The sequence below is a fragment of the Rhodococcus mengyinensis genome, assembly GCF_048381435.1.
Classification (GTDB): domain Bacteria; phylum Actinomycetota; class Actinomycetes; order Mycobacteriales; family Mycobacteriaceae; genus Rhodococcus_F; species Rhodococcus_F opacus_D.
In genome coordinates this window covers 22941-40724 of record NZ_JBLWIT010000092.1, presented here as the reverse complement: position 1 = coordinate 40724, position 17784 = coordinate 22941, and the positions used below count along the sequence as shown (strand labels likewise).

The 17784-nt window shown below is 66.9% G+C and carries 20 protein-coding genes; 10 read left to right on the top strand and 10 right to left on the bottom strand.

What is annotated here, in order from left to right; all coding sequences use genetic code 11:
• Positions 1–45 precede the first annotated feature (45 nt).
• The gene (locus ACNJ7E_RS17850) at positions 46–225 is read left to right on the top strand and encodes a hypothetical protein (RefSeq protein ID WP_005243850.1); all 180 of its coding nucleotides are present in this window, start codon (positions 46–48) and stop codon (positions 223–225) included.
• Between the two features lie 63 nt (positions 226–288).
• Here ACNJ7E_RS17850 and couM read toward each other — a convergent pair whose 3' ends face one another.
• Genes couM through couN form a run of 3 tightly spaced genes read right to left on the bottom strand, consistent with a single transcriptional unit; the run spans position 289 to position 2593 of the window.
• Entirely contained in the window at positions 289–762 is a 474-nt protein-coding gene (gene couM, locus ACNJ7E_RS17845) for a p-hydroxycinnamoyl-CoA hydratase (RefSeq protein WP_144285422.1), read from the bottom strand.
• Positions 763–794: 32 nt separating this feature from the next.
• Positions 795–1685, bottom strand: a complete 891-nt coding sequence (couO, locus tag ACNJ7E_RS17840) for a 4-hydroxyphenyl-beta-ketoacyl-CoA hydrolase (RefSeq protein WP_280784588.1) — start codon at positions 1683–1685, stop codon at positions 795–797.
• A complete protein-coding gene (gene couN, locus ACNJ7E_RS17835; RefSeq protein ID WP_280784587.1) occupies positions 1682–2593 on the bottom strand; it encodes a 4-hydroxyphenyl-beta-hydroxyacyl-CoA dehydrogenase in 912 nt (303 codons plus the stop codon). Before couN ends, couO begins: the two co-directional genes overlap by 4 nt.
• A 114-nt stretch (positions 2594–2707) precedes the next feature.
• Between couN and couR the strand changes: the two genes are divergently transcribed.
• The 5 genes from couR (at position 2708) to ACNJ7E_RS17810 (ending at position 7810) form a co-directional block, all read left to right on the top strand.
• Positions 2708–3148 (top strand): MarR family transcriptional repressor CouR, encoded by a 441-nt coding sequence (gene couR, locus ACNJ7E_RS17830; protein WP_009478157.1) that lies wholly within the window; start codon positions 2708–2710, stop codon positions 3146–3148.
• 6 nt (positions 3149–3154) lie between these two features.
• The gene (locus ACNJ7E_RS17825; RefSeq protein WP_280784586.1) at positions 3155–3631 is read left to right on the top strand and encodes a DUF3237 domain-containing protein; all 477 of its coding nucleotides are present in this window, start codon (positions 3155–3157) and stop codon (positions 3629–3631) included.
• Positions 3632–3637: 6 nt separating this feature from the next.
• A complete protein-coding gene (locus tag ACNJ7E_RS17820) occupies positions 3638–4546 on the top strand; it encodes a LysR family transcriptional regulator (RefSeq protein ID WP_280784585.1) in 909 nt (302 codons plus the stop codon).
• Positions 4547–4718: 172 nt separating this feature from the next.
• On the top strand, positions 4719–6044 hold the full coding sequence (locus ACNJ7E_RS17815; RefSeq protein WP_280784584.1) for an MFS transporter: 1326 nt from the start codon (positions 4719–4721) through the stop codon (positions 6042–6044).
• Positions 6041–7810, top strand: coding sequence for a CocE/NonD family hydrolase (locus tag ACNJ7E_RS17810; protein WP_418340576.1), 1770 nt, complete (start codon positions 6041–6043; stop codon positions 7808–7810). Before ACNJ7E_RS17815 ends, ACNJ7E_RS17810 begins: the two co-directional genes overlap by 4 nt.
• 32 nt (positions 7811–7842) lie before the next feature.
• Here the strand turns inward: ACNJ7E_RS17810 and ACNJ7E_RS17805 are convergent, their stop codons facing one another.
• The 7 genes from ACNJ7E_RS17805 to ACNJ7E_RS17775 all read right to left on the bottom strand — a co-directional run bounded on the left by ACNJ7E_RS17805 (position 7843) and on the right by ACNJ7E_RS17775 (position 13614).
• Complete coding sequence (locus ACNJ7E_RS17805; protein ID WP_418340575.1) at positions 7843–8253, bottom strand: DJ-1/PfpI family protein; 411 nt, start codon at positions 8251–8253, stop codon at positions 7843–7845.
• Positions 8254–8298: 45 nt separating this feature from the next.
• A complete protein-coding gene (gene couL, locus ACNJ7E_RS17800) occupies positions 8299–9834 on the bottom strand; it encodes a p-hydroxycinnamoyl-CoA synthetase (protein ID WP_280784581.1) in 1536 nt (511 codons plus the stop codon).
• Positions 9835–9888: 54 nt separating this feature from the next.
• Positions 9889–11217, bottom strand: a complete 1329-nt coding sequence (gene couT / locus ACNJ7E_RS17795; protein ID WP_280784580.1) for a p-hydroxycinnamate MFS transporter — start codon at positions 11215–11217, stop codon at positions 9889–9891.
• A 126-nt stretch (positions 11218–11343) separates the two neighbouring features.
• On the bottom strand, positions 11344–12510 hold the full coding sequence (gene couH, locus ACNJ7E_RS17790) for a dihydro-p-hydroxycinnamoy-CoA dehydrogenase (protein ID WP_418340574.1): 1167 nt from the start codon (positions 12508–12510) through the stop codon (positions 11344–11346).
• A 116-nt stretch (positions 12511–12626) separates the two neighbouring features.
• The gene (locus ACNJ7E_RS17785; RefSeq protein ID WP_005263616.1) at positions 12627–12782 is read right to left on the bottom strand and encodes a DUF6131 family protein; all 156 of its coding nucleotides are present in this window, start codon (positions 12780–12782) and stop codon (positions 12627–12629) included.
• A 31-nt stretch (positions 12783–12813) separates the two neighbouring features.
• The gene (locus ACNJ7E_RS17780) at positions 12814–13020 is read right to left on the bottom strand and encodes a hypothetical protein (protein ID WP_005571421.1); all 207 of its coding nucleotides are present in this window, start codon (positions 13018–13020) and stop codon (positions 12814–12816) included.
• A gap of 57 nt (positions 13021–13077) precedes the next feature.
• Entirely contained in the window at positions 13078–13614 is a 537-nt protein-coding gene (locus ACNJ7E_RS17775; RefSeq protein ID WP_418340573.1) for a hypothetical protein, read from the bottom strand.
• A gap of 112 nt (positions 13615–13726) precedes the next feature.
• Here ACNJ7E_RS17775 and ACNJ7E_RS17770 point away from each other — a divergent pair, with 112 nt between their 5' ends.
• The 4 genes from ACNJ7E_RS17770 (at position 13727) to ACNJ7E_RS17755 (ending at position 17744) form a co-directional block, all read left to right on the top strand.
• Positions 13727–14632, top strand: a complete 906-nt coding sequence (locus ACNJ7E_RS17770) for a LysR family transcriptional regulator (protein ID WP_283330844.1) — start codon at positions 13727–13729, stop codon at positions 14630–14632.
• A 125-nt stretch (positions 14633–14757) separates the two neighbouring features.
• Positions 14758–16104, top strand: coding sequence for an MFS transporter (locus ACNJ7E_RS17765; RefSeq protein WP_283351592.1), 1347 nt, complete (start codon positions 14758–14760; stop codon positions 16102–16104).
• A gap of 48 nt (positions 16105–16152) precedes the next feature.
• On the top strand, positions 16153–17109 hold the full coding sequence (locus ACNJ7E_RS17760; protein WP_418340572.1) for an alpha/beta hydrolase: 957 nt from the start codon (positions 16153–16155) through the stop codon (positions 17107–17109).
• Entirely contained in the window at positions 17106–17744 is a 639-nt protein-coding gene (locus tag ACNJ7E_RS17755) for an alpha/beta hydrolase family protein (RefSeq protein WP_280784573.1), read from the top strand. Before ACNJ7E_RS17760 ends, ACNJ7E_RS17755 begins: the two co-directional genes overlap by 4 nt.
• The last annotated feature ends 40 nt before the right edge of the window (positions 17745–17784 follow it).

The following is a 17784-nucleotide window of genomic DNA, read 5'->3' as shown; positions in this document are numbered from 1 at the left end:
AAGTCGCAGGATTTGCGGCCCGTCGCACACAGCGGAAGGAGCGTGATGAAGGCGAATTCGGATCGACACGATCAGCACCTCCCCGAGCACCAGCGGATCGCAGACCTCGTCGACGACATGGAAGACCGGCTGGTGGCCGAGCGCGAGGCGAAGGGAATCGCGGGCAACGCGTCCGAGCGGAAGCAGGCGGAACAGGTCGAGCCCGACGACCAGGCTCCCGAGTAGTGCGGCTTCGCCGCCCGTGAGTACTTATTAACCCCGGGCGGTTAATAAGTACTCACAGGTGGGTCACTCGAAGAAGCGGTACACGGCCTCGACGACTACCGCGGGACGCTCGCTGCCCTCGAGTTCGATCTGCCCGGCGACGGTCACCTGGACGCCGCCCTTGGGCAGCTCCTCGACGGACTGCAGCGTCGCGTTCAGCCGGACGCGTCCCTCGGCGGGTACGGGGTTGGTGAATCGGACCTTGTTGAGACCGTAATTGACGGCCATGGTGACGCTGTCGACGGTCAGTACCTCGTCCCACATGGGGATGATCAGCGACAACGTCAGGTAGCCGTGCGCGATAGGCCCGCCGAACGGGCTCTCCGCCGTGGCGCGCTCGGGGTCGACGTGGATCCACTGGTGGTCGTCAGTGGCGTCGGCGAACGTGTTGATCCGCTGCTGGGGGATGTCGATCCACGAGCTGGTGCCCAGCGGCTGGCCCTCGAGTGCGGCGAGGTCGGCCAGGGTGGCGACGCGGGTGGTGGTTGCGGTGGTCACGATAAGTCTCCTGGTGGTTCGGTGGGGCCGGGTCAGTGCTTGACGCCGAGAACGCGCAGCGCGTTCTGCTTGAAGATCAGCGGCGCGACCTCGGGTTTGATGTCGAGGTTCGCGAAGTCCTTCATCCAGCGGTCGACCTGGATGACGGGGAAGTCGGAGCCGAACAGCACCTTGCCGCGGAGCATGCTGTTGGCGGCCTTGACCAGCTGCGGCGGGAAGTACTTCGGCGACCACCCGGACAGGTCGATGAAGACGTTGGCCTTGTGGGTGGCGATGGAGATCTGCGAGTCGACCCACGGCACCGACGGGTGCGCCATGATCACGGTGAGGTCGGGGAAGTCGGCGGCGACGTCGTCGAGCAGCATCGGGTCGGAGTAGCGCAGTTTGATGCCGTGGCCGCCGGGCAGCCCGGCGCCGATCCCGGTCTGACCGGTGTGGAACAGGGCGGGGACCCCGGCCTCGGTGATCGCCTCGTAGAGCGGGTAGAACTGCCGGTCGTTCGGTTCGAAGCCCTGCATGCTCGGGTGGAACTTGAATCCCTTCACGCCGTAGTCGTCGACGAGCCGGTGCACGCGCCGCACGGCGGCCTTGCCCTGCCAGGGGTCGACGGATCCGAACGGGATCAGGACGTCGTTGTGGCGGGCCGCGCCCTCGGCGATCTCCTCGACCGAGTTGGCGGCGTGTCCGCTGGCCGAGGCCGCGTCGACGGTGAACACGACCGCGGCCATGTTGCGCGAGCGGTAGTGATCGGCGATCGCGTCGATGGACGGGGTGCGTTCCTCGCCGGACTTGAAGTACTTCTCCGAGGCGGCCATCAGTTCGTCGTCGAGCGACCGGTGCCCGCAGCCGTCGATCTCGACGTGAGTGTGGATGTCGATGGCGTCGATCTTGTCGAAGTCGATGCCGTACTCGTAGCGGCTCACTTCGCCATCAGCTCCTCGGGGAATTCCTCGCCGACGGACTGGACGGCGTCGCCGAACGTGCCGTTCCACTGAGCCGCGATGTCGTCGGCCGACCAGCCACCGTCGTGGTACTCGACCGCGGTCAGGTCGGGGTGCGACCACAACGCGAGGCGGTCGCCGCCGACGGCGAACGCCTGGCCGGTGATCTCGGCGGCCGCGTCGGACGCGAGGAACGAGATGATGCCTGCGGCGTCCTCGGGGGTGCCCAGGCCCACCTCGCGGCGGATGATGTCGGGGAGCGGCTCGCCGTTCTTCATGCCCTCGATGTAGGGGGCGAGGAACGGGACGGTCTCGGTCATCGCCGTCGCGGCGACGGGGCAGACGGCGTTGGCGGTGATGCCCGCGCGCTGCAGTTCGATCGCCCAGGTACGGACCATGCCGACGATGCCGGACTTGGCGCCCGAGTAGTTGGTCTGCCCGAAGTTGCCGCGCTGGCCGGCGGGGGAGCCGATGCAGATGATGCGACCACCGTCGCCCTGTTCGCGGAACTTCAGGACGGCTTCGCGTACGCAGGTGAAGGTGCCGCGCAGATGCACGTTGATCACGGCGTCGAAGTCGTCGTCGGTCATCTTCCACAGCACCTTGTCGCGGAGGATGCCGGCATTGGTGACCATGACGTCGAGGCGTCCGAATGCGTCGATCGCGCCGGCGACCAGCTTCTGGGCGGTTTCGGTGCTGCCGACCGGGGCGACGACGGCGACTGCCCGGCCGCCCGCGGCGGTGATCTCGGCGACGGCGGCGTCGGCGGTGGCCTGGTTGACGTCGTTGATCACGACCGCGGCGCCGTGGCGCACCAGGTCCTTGGCGTAGGCCAGTCCGAGGCCCTGTCCGCTGCCGGTGACTACGGCGACTTTGTTGCTGAGGTCCATGTCGTGATTCTCCTAAGGTCGTGTTCGCTGGATCACACGTAATCATTGATGATTGAGAATGTCAATGATTAAGGTCTGCTACTCTACCGACAATCATCAGAAGGGGGTCGTCGCATGGCAGAGTCGCAGGCGTTATCGGACGACATCGGGTTCCTGCTCTCGCGCGTCGGCGGAATGGTGCTGGGCGCGGTGAACAAGGCCCTCGTCCCCACGGGTCTGCGGGTGCGCTCCTACTCGGTCCTGGTTCTCGCGTGTGAGCAGGCCGAGGGCGTCAACCAGCGCGGGGTGGCCGCCACCATGGGTCTCGACCCCAGTCAGATCGTGGGGCTGGTCGACGAACTCGAGGAACGCGGACTCGTCGTGCGTACCCTCGACCCCTCGGATCGCCGCAACAAACTGATCGCCGCCACCGAGGAAGGGCGCAGGCTCCGCGACGACGCCAAGGCGCGTGTCGACGCCGCGCACGGACGCTACTTCGAGGGCATCCCCGACACGGTCGTCAATCAGATGCGGGACACGTTGCAGAGCATCGCCTTTCCCACCTTCGTGGAGTAGGGCGCGATGACCGAGCTCCTCGCCCCGGCCCCGCCCGGCATGTCGTTCCTCGCCACGTTCGTCGTGGAGGTGGCCGAGCCGGTGGAGATCGGGTCCACGCCCGAAGGGACACGTCGCATCATCCCCATCGTCGGTGGCCGGGTCGAGGGCCCCGAGCTGCGGGGCACCGTGCTGCCGGTCGGGGCGGACTTCCAGCTGCTCAGCACGTCCACGCTCACCGAGCTCGAGGCCAAGTACGCCATCGAGACCGACGACGGCGACCGCATCTACGTCACCAACTTCGGGCTGCGCTCGGGTACCGCCGAAGACATCGCCCGACTGGTCGACGGCGAGGCCGTGCCACCCGAGCGCATCTACTTCCGCTGCACACCGCGGCTCACCGCCGCCGAGGGCCGGTGGTCGTGGCTGCGCTCACGGATCCTCGTCGGCACCGGCGAGCGCCTTCCCGGCGAGGTGCGTCTCACGGTGTTCGTGGTGGACTGACCGGTCGTGGAGATCCGCTGGATGAAGTCGTTCGTCGCGGTCGCCGAAGAACTCAACTACGGCCGGGCGGCCGAGGTGCTGCACATCGCGCAACCCGCAGTGAGTCAGCAGGTGCAGCAACTCGAGAAACGCCTCGGCGTCAAATTGTTCGACCGCACGACGCGATCGGTCCGGCTCACCGCGGCGGGGGAGCGCTTCCTGCAGCCGTGCAAGGACGCGCTCGCCGGAATCGACCGCGCCGTCGATGCCGCGGTGATCGCGGATCCTGCGGTCGAGGGTCGCGTCCGGGTCGGTTTCAGCGGGGCCTACGGGCAGACCGAATTGTCCTCTCTGGCACGGTCGGTGCGCCGCCGGTACCCCCTGATCGATCTCGTCCTCGAAGGGGCGACGGTCAGTGGGCAGATCCTCGACGAAATCTGGGAGGGGCAACTCGACCTCGGGATCGTCTCGGACGCGGTGTCCCACCCCCATGTGCTCACGCGGCAGATCTCGGTGGAGTACCTCAGTGCACTGCTCCCCAGCGATCACCCACTCGCCGAACGGAAGTCGATCGACCTCGCGGAACTACGCGACGAAACGTTCGTCGCGAATCCCGCCGCCACCGGATCCACGCTCCGCCGCGATCTGCTCGCCGCGTGCCGGGATGTCGGGTTCACGCCGAACATCGTGCAGGAGACCACCGACGGCATCGTGCTGACCGCCCTCGTCGCGGCCGGGGTCGGTGTGGCGCTCGTGCCGGGTGACGTCCAGACGTATCCCAATCGGGTGGTGCTCGTTCCCCTCGACGCCGGCCGATACGAAGTCCGGGCCGCGCTGGCCTGGTCGGACCGTCCCGTATCGCCGGTGGTGCGGACGGTTCTCGACCTCGCCGCCGAGGTGCTGCCGTCGCCGGACGCCGCCCCCGACGAGCAATAACGATCGCTTATCAATCGGTGCCGATACTGCTCTTGGACGGTGATCGGTTTCTTTGGCAGAGTCTCCCTCGGCGGCAGCGGATGTGACCTGGACAACTCCGATCCCCGGTGCCGCACCCGCCTCGAGGCCTCTCCGAACTCCCGGATGCCCTTCACATTCAGGTAGGAACCACATGACTTCCACATTCGACGGCCGCGACGTACGCGCCGACACGAGCGTCCGGTCGCCCCACGCGCGCCGGGCAGCCCTGGCCTCCTTCGTGGGCAGCACCCTCGAGTACTACGACTTCTTCATCTACGCCTCCTTCTCCGCGCTCGCGTTCAACACCCTGTTCTTCCCGGATCTCGGTTCGTTCTGGGGGACCATCGTGTCGATGGCGACCATCGGGATCGGTTACGTCGTCCGGCCGCTCGCGGCCCTCGTCTTCGGGCACTTCGGAGACACGCTCGGGCGTAAGCGGATGCTGGTGGTGACGCTCGTGATGATGGGTGTGGCCACCTCGCTCATCGGCTGCCTGCCGACGTACGGGGCGATCGGCGTCGCGGCGCCGATCCTGCTGGTGCTGCTGCGGGCCGTCCAGGGTGCGTCGGCGGCAGGCGAGTCGGCGGGAGCCGCGTCCCTGGCGCTCGAACACGCACCCGCCCATCGCCGGGCGCTCGCGGCCAGCTGGGTGAACACCGGCGCCGCCGCGGGAATGTTGCTGGCGTCGCTGGTCGTCCTCGTGTTCTCCGGACTGCCCGAGGACGCCTTCCTCAGCTGGGGATGGCGTATCCCGTTCCTGCTCAGCATCTTCGTCGCACTCGCCGGCCTCGTCATCCGCCGGATGCTGCCCGAGAGCGACGTGTTCGAGGAGGCCGTGTCGACCGACGAGCCGAAGGAGATGCCGGCGAAGGTGATCTTCCGCGACCACTGGCCGAGTGTGCTGCGGGTCGTGGGGTGCGGACTGTTCGCGGTGGTCTCCACCATCTTCAGTGCCTTCGCCCTGTCGTGGGGCACCCACGAGGCCGGCGTGTCCCGGACCGTCATGGTCGGCGCGACCGTGCTCACCGCCGCACTCGCGCTCGTGGCCCAGCCCGCGGCGGGGATCCTCGCCGACCGGATCGGACGCAAACCGATCTTCATCACCGGCAACCTCGTCTGCGCCGTCGCCATCTCCGGATTTTTCTGGGCGGTCAGCCAGCGTTCGACGGCGCTGATCCTGATCACGGCGTGCATCGTGATGGTGGCCGGCTACTCACTCGTCAACGCCGTCGGTCCCGCGCTGTACGCCGAGATGTTCGAGACGCGCATCCGGTATTCGGGCATGGCGATCTCCGGGCAGCTGGCGCTGGTGGCCACCGGATTCGCCCCCACCATCGCCGCGGCTCTCGTCCGGCCCGGACCGAACGGCTGGATCCCGGTGGCCGTGTTCACCGCGTGCTGCTGCCTGGTCAGCGCACTCACCACGCTCACGGTCCGGGAAACCTACCGGACCAGCACCACCGACCTCGGCAAATGACCGCACTCCCGTCGAAAGTGACCGAACCTGTGAAACACGATGTACTGATCGAGAACGACGTCGAGGCAACGATGCGGGACGGGGTGGTTCTGCGCTCGACCGTGTACCGCCCGAACGGATCCGGACGCTTCCCGGTTCTGCTCACCCGCACCCCGTACGGCCGAGACCTGTCCGTGAACTCGGGCTACCTCAACCCCACCACTGTCGCGGCCGCCGGATTCGTCGTGATCATGCAGGACGTCCGCGGCAGGTTCGGCTCGGACGGCGAGTTCGTGCCGTCGGAGAACGAAGGTCCGGACGGTTACGACACGGTGCAGTGGGCCGCCGAACTGTCGTACTCGACTGGCGCCGTGGGTATGTGGGGACGGTCGTACTTCGCCGAAACCCAGTGGCGTGCAGCCCAGGAGAAGCCGCCGGCCCTGCGCGGCATCGCCCCGGGCATCTCCGCAGGCGGCAATGCGCGGTCCGGTGGACTCGTGCGCGGCGGCGCGGTGGAATTCGGTGCCCGGCTCGGGTGGGGGCACTATTCGGCCGGACCGGCCGAGATCGCGAAACTGTCCCGGACCGATCCCGCCCGCGCGGAACGCGAGTGGGAGTCGTGGGCGCGAATCGATCGGGCGATGTCCGAGGACACGTTCCTCGACATCCTGCCCGTCCGCGACATGGCCGCCGACGCCCCGGTGTTCTTCGCGTCGACGATCGTCGAATCGCTGGGATTCCCCATCGACCACCCCACCCGCGACCTGTGGAACAGCGCGAGCGACCGGGCCGTCGACCTCCCCTCGCTGCACATCGGCGGGTGGTACGACATCTTCGTGAACAGCACCCTCGACCAGTACTTCGGCCAACTGGCGCACAGTGATTCCGGTGCGGCCCCCGCGCCGTACCTGATCGTGGGGCCGTGGAGTCACACCAACTTCTCCGGGCTCGGTGGGTCGGTCGTGTTCGGCAGTCCCGCGAACCAGGCGGTGCTCGACTCGGGTCAGGACCTGTCGTCGGTTCACGCGCAGTGGTACGCGTCGGTGCTCGGCGACGAGGAACCCGCCATGCCCCGGGTCCGGATCTTCGTGATGGGGGAGAACCGGTGGCGGACGTACGACCGCTTCCCGGAACCCGCGCGGACGGCCGAACTCTTCCTCGCTCCCGGCGGAACCCTCGTCGCGCAAGCGGAGGAGAGCGACGGGCGCGTCGACTACGACTACGACCCGGCGGATCCGGTGCCGACGGTCGGTGGGGCGACGATGATGCCGGGAACGTTCGCGCCCGGCGCACTGGAACAGAGCCGCGTCGAATCCCGCGACGACGTCCTCGTGTTCACCGGTGAGGCACTCACCGAGCCGTTGACGGTGATCGGCCGGGTGTCCGCGACACTGTTCGCTTCGTCCAGCGCGGTCGACACCGATTTCGTCGTGCGACTGTGCCGGGTGACCGCGGACGGCACGTCGATCACACTCACCGACGGCATGGTGCGGGCCCGCTACCGCGACTCCTACCGAACCCCCGGGACGTACACGTCCACCGAACCGAGCCTGCTCGTGCCCGGGGAGGTGTACGAGTACGCGATCGACCTGTGGTCCACGGCCGTCACCTTCCAACCGGGCGAGCGGATCCGGGTCCACGTGACGTCCAGCAATCATCCCCGCTGGGACCGCAACCTCAACACCGGCGAATCCGCCTACGAATCATCCGAATTCGTGGTCGCCCAACAGACCGTGCACACAGGGGAGCGCTACCCCAGCCGCGTGTCGCTGTCCGTGGTGCGCTGACGCGCCCGTGAGTACTTATTAACCGCGGGTGGTTAACAAGTACTCACAGGGGGCGAAGCGGCCGAATGCGTCGTAGCCGGCCTGTCTTTCAGCAGGCCGGCTTTCGCGTAGACCAGGGAACCCGTGCACACGCTGGTCATCAACGGAACGACGGCGCGCTGGCGGCGCACCCAGTCGAGATGGGCGTCGTCGAGCAGTTGTGGCCGCGTGCCCTGACCGCCGGGATGGAGCAGCACGTCGAGGGGCGGCGCGTCGGCATGGGAATGATGAGCGCCCAGGACGAGGCCTTTGGCGCACTGCACACTCCCGCCCGACGCGGAGAGGCAGGACGCGGCGTATCCGTCGTCCGGGTACATGCGCGTCCACGCGGACAGCACCTCCCACGGCCCGACGGCGTCCAACTCCTCGACGCCGTCGAACAACACGATCCCGATGTGCTTCATTCCATAATGCAAGCACGCTCGTGAGTACTTGTTAACCGCCCGACGTTAAGAAGTACTCACAGGCTGCGAAGCGGCAAGCTTGCGCAGGTCGGGTTTGCGGATCTTGCCGGTGGCGGTGCGGGGGAGTGCCTCCGCGATCTGGATGAACGTGGGAATCTTGAACCCTGCGAGCTTTTCTCGCAGCCGGGCGCGCACCGTCTCCTCGTCGAGTGTCGTGCCGTCGTCGGCGACGACGAAGGCCATGCCGGTCTCACCCCACTTTTCGTGGGGGACGCCGATGACCGCCGCCTCCCGGATGCCGTCCAGTTTCAGGAGCGCCGCCTCGACCTCGGCGGGGTAGACGTTCTCGCCGCCCGAGATGTACATGTCCTTGTAGCGGTCGCAGATGAAGAGGAAGCCTTCGTCGTCGAAGTAGCCGGCGTCGCCGGTGTGCAGCCAGCCGTCGACGATGGTGCGGGCGGTCGCCTCGGGCTGATTCAGGTAGCCGAGCATCACGTTCGGGCCCTTGGCGACGATCTCGCCGATCTCGTGCGGTTCGGCGCTCGACCCGTCCGGGCGTACGACGTCGACGTCGGTGAAGAACGTCCGCTTGCCGGCGGAACCGATCTTGGTGCGCACGTCCGCACTCGACAGCATGGTCACCGACGGCGCGGTCTCCGTCAGGCCGTACGCCTGCGTGATCGCGACGTTCCGGTCCTGCCACGGGGAGATCAATGCTTCGGGCAGCGGAGCCCCGGCGACGCAGATGGCCCGCAGGCTGGACAGGTCGGCGTCCGCGAACCGGGGGTGGTGCCAGAGTTCCTGGATCATCGTGGGGACGGCGAAGAACGTGGTGATGCGTTCCTTCTCGATCGTGTCGAGGACGACGCCGGCATCGAACTTGCGCAGCAGCACCACGGTGCCGCCGTTGAGCAGTGTCGGCGTGACAGCGCCGCCGATCCCGCCGATGTGGAACAGCGGCGCCACCGACAGTGTGCGTTCCTTCGACGTCATGTCCTGGGCGAGAAGCTGGTTCAGTGCGTTCCACAGCATGTTGCCGTGGCTGAGCATGACGCCTTTCGGTGCGCCGGTGGTGCCCGACGAGTACATCAGTACCGACAGGTCGCCGAGGCCGACCTGTTCGTCGATGCGGGTGTCCGGCTGGCCGGCGCGCACGCCCTCGTACGTGTGGGTGGACCACGAGTCGCCCAGGCCGATCCAGGTGGTGACCGGGGTGTCCGACTGCGCCAGCTCCTGCGCGACGTCGGCCTGCTGATCGCCGAAGATCACTGTGGTGCAGCGTGAATCGCCGAGCACGTAGCGTGCTTCCTCCGCGGTGAGGCGTGCATTGAGCGGGAGATACGTGGCGCCGAGCAGCCCGGCAGCGAACATCACCTCGAGCGCCGCCGGGTCGTTGAACCCGAAGAAGCCGACGCAGTCACCCTTCTCGACGCCGAGGGCGCGCAGGCCGTGGGCGAGTCGGCGTGTCCGCAGTGCCATCTCCTCGTACGTGACGGCCTGACCGTCGAAGACGAGCGCCTCGTTCTTCGGCGTCATGGTGATGCGGCGCTCGAGCCACGAGCCGATGCCTTCGTTGTCCATGGTGACTCCTCGTTCTCTTCGAAACTACTCTCGAGCTTGTGGCGGCGTGGTGTGTCAGGCCGACGGGGTGTCGGCGGTCAGGTCGTTGTCCTTGCTCTCCTTCGTCGCGACGAGGAAGACGGCGCTGACCACGCACAGTGCGATGATGAACAGCCCGACCGGGAGGATCGATTTACCGGACGACGCGAACAGCGACGCCAGGATGACGGGGGTGAATCCCGCACCGATGAGGGTGGCCAGCTGATATCCGAGCGACGCACCGGTGTAGCGCGCCCGGGTGCCGAACTGCTCGGAGATGAACGCGGCCATCGGACCGTAGGTGGCCGAGTGGCAGATGGTGTAGCCGACGAAGGCGAGCGCGATGAACGGGAACTGTCCCGTGCTGAGCAGCAGGAAGAGGGGGTAGACGCTGAGGATCATCGCGCCGAGTCCCGCGAGCATGACCGGGCGGCGGCCGATCCGGTCGGACAGTCGCGCCGATCCGAGGACCAGGAAGATCGCGCAGAACTGGCAGAAGGAGAACGCCAGCAGCGCGTCGGACCGCGCGGCGCCGCTCGACACGGCGTACGTGATGGCGAACGTGGTGAACGCGGTTTGCATTCCGAAGCTCGCGATGCAGCTCATCGACGCCACGACGACCGCGCGGGGCCGCTTCAGGATGGTGACGATGGGCGGGGTGGTTTCCTTCTTCGCGGATTCCTTCAGCGCCGCCGTGAACAGCGGGCTCTCCGACACCTTGGACCGGATGAACAGGCCGAGGGCCAGCATGAACGCCGAGATCAGGAACGGGATACGCCAGCCCCAGGTCAGGAACTGCTCGTCGGGGAGAAGTGACACGGCCGCCAGCGCGAGCGTGCCGAGCAGTGCGCCGGTGGGGGCGCCCGCGTTGGTGAACGCCGCGGCGAAACCGCGCTTGCCGGATTCGGCGTGCTCGAGCGACATCAGCGCTGCGCCACCCCATTCGCCGCCGACGGCGAGTCCTTGGCAGACGCGGAGAAGGACGAGGATCACCGCGGCCCAGGAGCCGATCATTTCCGGTGGGGGAATGAGTCCGATCGCGAACGAGGCGATGCCCATGACGGTCATCGAAATCAGCAGCATGGCCTTGCGGCCGACGGTGTCCCCGAAGTGACCGAAGACGATTCCGCCCAGGGGGCGCGCGACATAGCCGGCGGCGAACGTTCCCATCGACGCGATGCTCGCGGCCAGGGGGTCCAGATCGGCGAAGAAGACCGGACCGAAGACGAGGGACGCTGCCGTGGCGTAGAGCAGGAAGTCGTAGAACTCGATGGTGCTGCCCAGGTAGCTCGACAGGATCACCCTGCGAACTTCCTTCTTGCGTTGGGTGGCCGACATGGTGCCGGCGGTGGCGGTGACCGTCATCGAAACTCCTTGGCCGAAGCGTGGGACAACAGAGCGGATCGCGTGTAGCGCGGATCACAATTAAACATTAATCATTGAACTTGTCAATGGAAGAGATCGCCAACGCTTCTGTGGTAACCGCACCCATCAGGCACGCGTGAGCGTGCGCCCGATGATTTCCTTCATGATCTCGGTGGTCCCGGCGTAGATCGACCCGCCGCGGCAGTCGAGATAGTCCTGGGCGACGTCGTACTCGCGCATATATCCGTACCCGCCGTGGAGTTGGACCGCGCGCTGGACCACCCGTTGCTGCAGCTCGGTGATCCACCATTTGGCCATCGCCGCGGTCACCTCGTCGAGCGTGCCGTGGGCGGCGTCGAGGATGCAGCGGTCCGTGAAGCACTGCGCGATCTCGATCTCGGTGGCGAGCTCCGCGAGGTAGAAGCGGTTGGCCTGGAAGTCGGCCACCCGCCGGCCGAACGCCGTGCGGTCGCAGCTGTACGTCAGGGCCTGGTCGAACGTGCGTCGCATCGACGCCATGGACGTGACGGCCACGCTGAGGCGTTCCTGGGGCAGGTTGTGGCGCAAGTAGCCGAAGCCGTCGTTCAGCTCGCCCAGGACGTTCTCGCGGGGGACGCGGACGTCGTCGAACACCAACTCGGCGGTGTCCTGTGCGGTCAGGCCGACCTTGTGCAGCGGTCCGTTGCGGGTGAAGCCGGCCATCCCCTCTTCGACCACCAGCAGGCTCACGCCCTTCTTGCCCGCCACCGGATCCGTCTTGGCCACGACGATCACGAAGTCGGCGAGCATTCCGTTGCTGATGAAGATCTTGGTGCCGTTGAGGACCAGATCGTCGCCGTCGGGGAGGGCGGTCGTGGAGATCGCGGCCAGGTCGCTACCCGCGCCCGGCTCGGTCATGGCGATGGCGCCGATCTTCTCGCCGGTGCACAAGGGGGTCAGGAACCGATGCTTCTGCTCCTCGTTCGCCAGCGAGACGAGGTACGGCGTCACGAGGTCGTTGATGCCGGCCAGGCCCATCACCACGGCGGGGGCCCCGACGCGGCAGAGCTCCTCGATGGCGATGGCGTTGAAACGGAAGTCGTCGATTCCGCCGCCGGAGAATCGTTCCTCGACATTGATCCCGAGGAGCCCGAGCTTGCCGGCCTGACGGTAGAGGTCCCGGTCCACCTGTCCCGCCTCGGCCCAGTCGCGAAGATGCGGGGCCACGTCACGTTCGGCGAACCGGCGCACCGTTTCCCGGAACGCATCGTGATCGGCGTCGAAGATGGTCCGTTCCAGTGCAACCGAAGACATGCGAGGTTCCTTTCGACGGCACGCGTGCGGCGCACGCGTGCATACTCGAAAGGAACCTATCTATCAATCATTGATAATGTCAATGATTGATCATGTTCAACAGAAGGGTGCCGGCGTCAATACCAATACTTCCGCCCGCCGACCGCGCGGCCCGTCGTGCCCAGCAGTAGTAGCACGAGGCCGATGACGAGAAGGATGATTCCGATCGTCGTGAGGATGGAAATCCCCGCGACGAGGCCGATGACGAGCAGGATGATCCCGAGAACGATCACGGTCTTCCCTCTTTCGGTTGACGGTCTGGAGCTACTGACTCGGTTGCGGCACTTCACAATCGATCTTCGGGTTCACACCCGCATAGTTGAGTGGGCCGGCGATCACAGTCACCGCGATCGTTCCGGCGCTGGCGCAATCGGCCGTCGTGTCCTTGAAGTAACCGCGCTGCCACACGGCAACGGCGCCGATGATCAGCCAGATGATCACGATGAGCGTCACGAGCCGTCCGATACGCATTTCCGACCTCCCGTGTGGGCACCGGCGCCCGGCCGGTGCACGTGTCGTACTCGAACGCTATGTCGACGACGTGTCGGTCGGCTTCGCGTGTGCTCCGTGGGTATTCGTGGAGTCCGTGCCGCTGGGGCGACCGTTGGCAGGCCCTGCGTCCGTGGTGCGAGCGTCGGTGGCCCGAGTGTTCGTGGGCCCCGCTCCCGTGGTTCGAGCGTCGGTGGCCCTGGCGTCGTTCGTCGCAGTGTCCGTCTTCTTGACGTCGGGATCGAGCTCGTCGGCGCGCTGCCACTCGTGCTTCAGGTCGTCACGGGAATTGGTCGCCGTATTCTGGTGCGTCTGCGCATCGACCTGCAGTCTCTTGGCCTCTGCCGCCTTGGCCTCGGCTTCTGCTTGAGCCCTTCTGGCGTTGGCTGCAGTTTCCTCCGCGATCGCCTCGCGCTTCTCGACGACGGACGTCTGCTCCTGCGCGTTTGCGCGGATGCTGTCGGCCTGCTGACGGTGGCGCTGGTTCCGCTTGCGCGATGCCGCAACGGCCAGCGCGATCAGGGCGAGAACGACGACGATCGCGACGATGATCCAGATGACAGTCATGGTGTCCATTGGCTACTCCCAGCGGTTGTGTTGTTAAGGTACCCCGCGCTGAAACCCGGCAAACAGACCGAGAGCCAATCGCAATCAACCGTCGTATTTCGACACCACATAGGGTGCGGGCATGGAGATCCGCTGGATGCGCGCGTTCCTCGCCGTAGCCGAGGTGTCGAACTACGGCCGGGCCGCCGAGTCGTTGCGCATAGCCCAGCCCGCGGTCAGCCAGCAGATCCAGCAGCTGGAGAGGCATCTCGGAGTGAAGCTGTTCGACCGCGGTACGAGACCGATTCGGCTGACCGCCGCGGGCGAGCAATTTCTCGAACCCTGCCGATCCGCGATGAAAGCCGTTGCCTGGGCCGAGCAGTCGGCGTCGGCGGGCAATCCCGCGGAGGAGGGCCGTGTGCGGGTCGGATTCAGCGGTGCCTACGGACAGTCGAAGCTGCCCCTGTTCGCTCGGACCGTGCGCAAGAGATATCCGAAGCTCGAGCTGGTTCTCGACGGGGCGAGACCGAGCGGGCTGATCCTCGACGACATCTATTCCGGCAAGCTCGATCTCGGTTTCGTCTCGGCGGCCCTGTCGCATCCCGAGATCCGGACGAGAGTGATCTCGGTCGAGCCTCTGGGGGCGCTGCTCTACGCCGACCACCGATTGGCGAAACGCTCGGAGATCTCGCTGTCCGAACTGCGCGACGATCCGTTCGTCACCAACCCCGCGGCGTCGGGATCGACTCTGCGTCTGGACGTGCTGGCTGCATGCCACGACGCGGGGTTCACGCCGGAGATCGCGCAGGAAACGTCCGACGGAACGACGCTGACCGCGCTGGTGGCGGCGGGTGTGGGGGTCTCGCTCATTCCTGTCAGTTCCCATCGCACCGGAGCCGTCGACGCCGTCGTCGTGCCCACGGACGGCGGACGCCACCGAATCCGCGGTGCGCTGGCGTGGGCGGACAGGCCCCTGACACCGCTGCTCGAGACGGTCCTCGCCCTCGCGGCGGAGCTCATGCCGACGATCGACGGTGTCGATAAGTAGTTCTTATCGAAAGTATGCCAAGTTGATCTTGGACTGTGATGAAGGGGTTTGGCAGAGTCGTCGGCGCAGCGGTGGTGTGATCCGCGGCACGTCATCACCTCCACTCCGGTCCGAAAGGTCCTCCCATGAGCGTACGAGCTGGTTCCGCTGCGCACCCGGACGCGCAGCAGCCTGTCGGTACCCCGGCGAGTGTTCCCGCGCGTCAGCCCCGTAAGGCGGCTTTCGCGAGTTTCCTCGGCAGCCTCGTCGAGTACTACGACTTCTTCATCTACGGGTCGGCGGCCGCCCTGATCTTCCCGACGGTCTTCTTTCCGTCGGAGAGTCCGGCGACCGGCACGTTGGCGGCACTGGCGACATTCGGCGTCGGCTACATCGCCCGCCCGATCGGGGCCGTGGCGCTCGGCCACTACGGCGACCGCATCGGACGCAAGCGTGTGCTCGTCTTCACGCTGGTCCTGATGGGTGTCTCGACGTTCCTCATCGGATGCCTGCCGGGGTTCGGGAGCATCGGGGTCGCGGCGCCGATCCTGCTGGTGGTCCTGCGGCTCATGCAGGGTGCGTCGGCGGCGGGCGAACAGAGTGGCGCCAATTCGCTGACCCTCGAGCATTCGCCGGAGGGTTCGAGGGCGTTCTACACCAGCTTCACGATGAGCGGCACCCAGGCGGGGCAGCTCATCGCGACCCTGGTGTTCATCCCCGTCGCCGCGCTGCCCGAGGGCATGCTGATGACGTGGGGGTGGCGAATCCCGTTCCTCGTCAGCGGAATCCTGACGATCGTCGCGCTGTTCGTCCGCCGGACGATGGAGGAGACACCGGTGTTCCGGGAGGCGGAACGCGACAACGAGCTGGTCGAGATCCCCGTCGTCGAACTGTTCAAGAATTATCGGCTGCAGATGCTTCGGGTGATCGCGTGCTCGCTCTTCGCCGTGTCGGGCACGATCATGACGGTCTTCGCGCTCGCCTACGGTACCGGTGAGGCCGGGCTCGAACGGCAGACCCTGCTGTGGGCGGGCGTCATCGCAAACATCATGCAGCTGTTCGCCATTCCACTCTGGGCGATGCTGGGAGACAGGATCGGCCGCCGGCCCGTGTATCTCGCCGGAATCGTCGGCGCCATCGCCGCGTTCTTCTTCTACTTCGAGGCGATGAGCATCGGTTCCGTTCCCCTGATCTTCGCGGTGTCGGCCTTGTTCGGTGCCGCCGCATCCGGTGTCAGCGGTGTCGGTCCGACCTTCTTCGCGGAAATGTTCGATACCCGAGTGCGGTTCTCCGGCATCGCCATCTCGACGCAGATCGGGTTCGCTTTCGCGGGCTTCGCCCCGAGCATCGGCTATGCGCTGCTCGGAACCGGCACGCACGGGTGGATACCGGTGGCGGCGTTCGGCTCCGTCTGCCTGCTGGTTGCCGGCCTCTCGGCGGTGACCGCCCCGGAGACGGGCAGCGTCGCGATCACCGACCTGGGCAAGAAGTAATCGATCCCCGAACCGCCTCGGTGCGGTTCCCCATCACGAGGAGAACTCATGACGCTCGACCCCGACATGGCAGTACTGCTGGACAAGCTGAACGACTGGGACGCCGCCGCAGGTCCGCAGACGACGATCGAAGGCGCCCGCAAGCGCATCGAGGAGATGCGTGCCCTCTACTTCGAACCCGAACTGCTCGAGGTACGAGAAGTCGAGAACGTCACCGTCCCGGGTCCTGCCGGCGGCATCCCCGCCCGGATCTACCGGCCGGACACGGAGGAGTCGACTCTGCCGACCGTCCTGTACCTGCACGGCGGCGGCTGGGTGATGGGCGGCCTCGACTCGCACGAGTCACACGCTCGACGCGTCTGCGCCCGAACCGGCTCCGTCGTCGTCGCCGTCGACTACCGGCTGGCACCGGAACACCCGTTCCCGGCGGGCTACGACGACTGCCTGGCATCGCTCCACTGGATCCACGACACCATCGATCGGCTGGGCGGCGACGCGTCCCGAATTGCCGTCGCCGGAGACAGCGCGGGTGCAAATCTCGCGGCGTCGGTGGCCTTGGCGGCCCGCGACGCGGAACTTCCTCTGCGGGCACAACTGCTGCTGTACGTGCCGGTGCATCTCGCGAAGCGTTACCCGTCGATGGACGAACTCGCCGACGGGTATTTCCTCAGGATGCCGGCAAACGAGGACATGGGGGCCGGCTACCTCGACGACCGCAGACTGTCGTCGGACCCCCGCGTCTCGCCGATCGAGGGCGATCTGGCGGGGGTGGCACCCGCCATCGTGTGCGGGGCCGAATGCGATCCGCTCCGAGATCACGCCCCCGCGTACGCCGCTGCGCTGGAGGCCGCCGGTGTGCCGGTGCGACTCCGGATCTCGCCGGGCATGCTGCACGGGTACTGGAGCATGGGCGTCGTGCCACGCGCCAACGACCTCGCGAACCAGCTGTGCGAAGAACTCGCGGAGTTGCTCGCCCCGGAGTTGCTCGCCATTCCACTACCGTGAACCGCATGAACGAGTTGCTGGAACGTGACGGTGTGCGCGGACATCTCCACCGCCCCGCGGGTGACGCAGTGGCGGGGCTGGTTCTGACGCATGGAGCGGGAAGTGACTGCGACACAAAGCTGTTGCGTGCCATGACCGACGGGTTCGTGGAGCGGGGCGTAGTCGTCCTGCGGTTCGATCTGCCGTTCCGTCAGCGCCGCGCGTCGGGTCCGCCGCATCCGTCGAAGGCGGCGGAGGATCGGGACGGCGTCGCGGCCGCGGTGGCCGTGATGCGGGAGCTGGTGTCGGCGCCGGTGTGGGCAGGCGGGCACTCGTACGGCGGGCGGCAGGCGTCCATGCTCGCTTCGGAGCGACCGGGTCTCGTCGACGCCCTGTTGTTGCTGTCGTACCCGCTGCATCCGCCGGCCAAGCCGGAGAAGCTCCGCACCGAGCACCTGCCCGGTCTCCGCACCCCAACCGTGGTGGTGCACGGTTCGAAGGACCCGTTCGCGACTACCGGCGAAATGCGGTCGGCACTCGAACTGATCCCCGCACCGACGACGCTCGTCGAACTCGAGGGGGCCCGCCACGATCTGGCCCCGGACAAGTTCCCGGTGGTCGAACGCGCGGTCACGGCCATGCTCGACCTTCTGTAGGGCGGGCGAGGACGGCCGCGCGTCGTCGGTATGTTCGGTG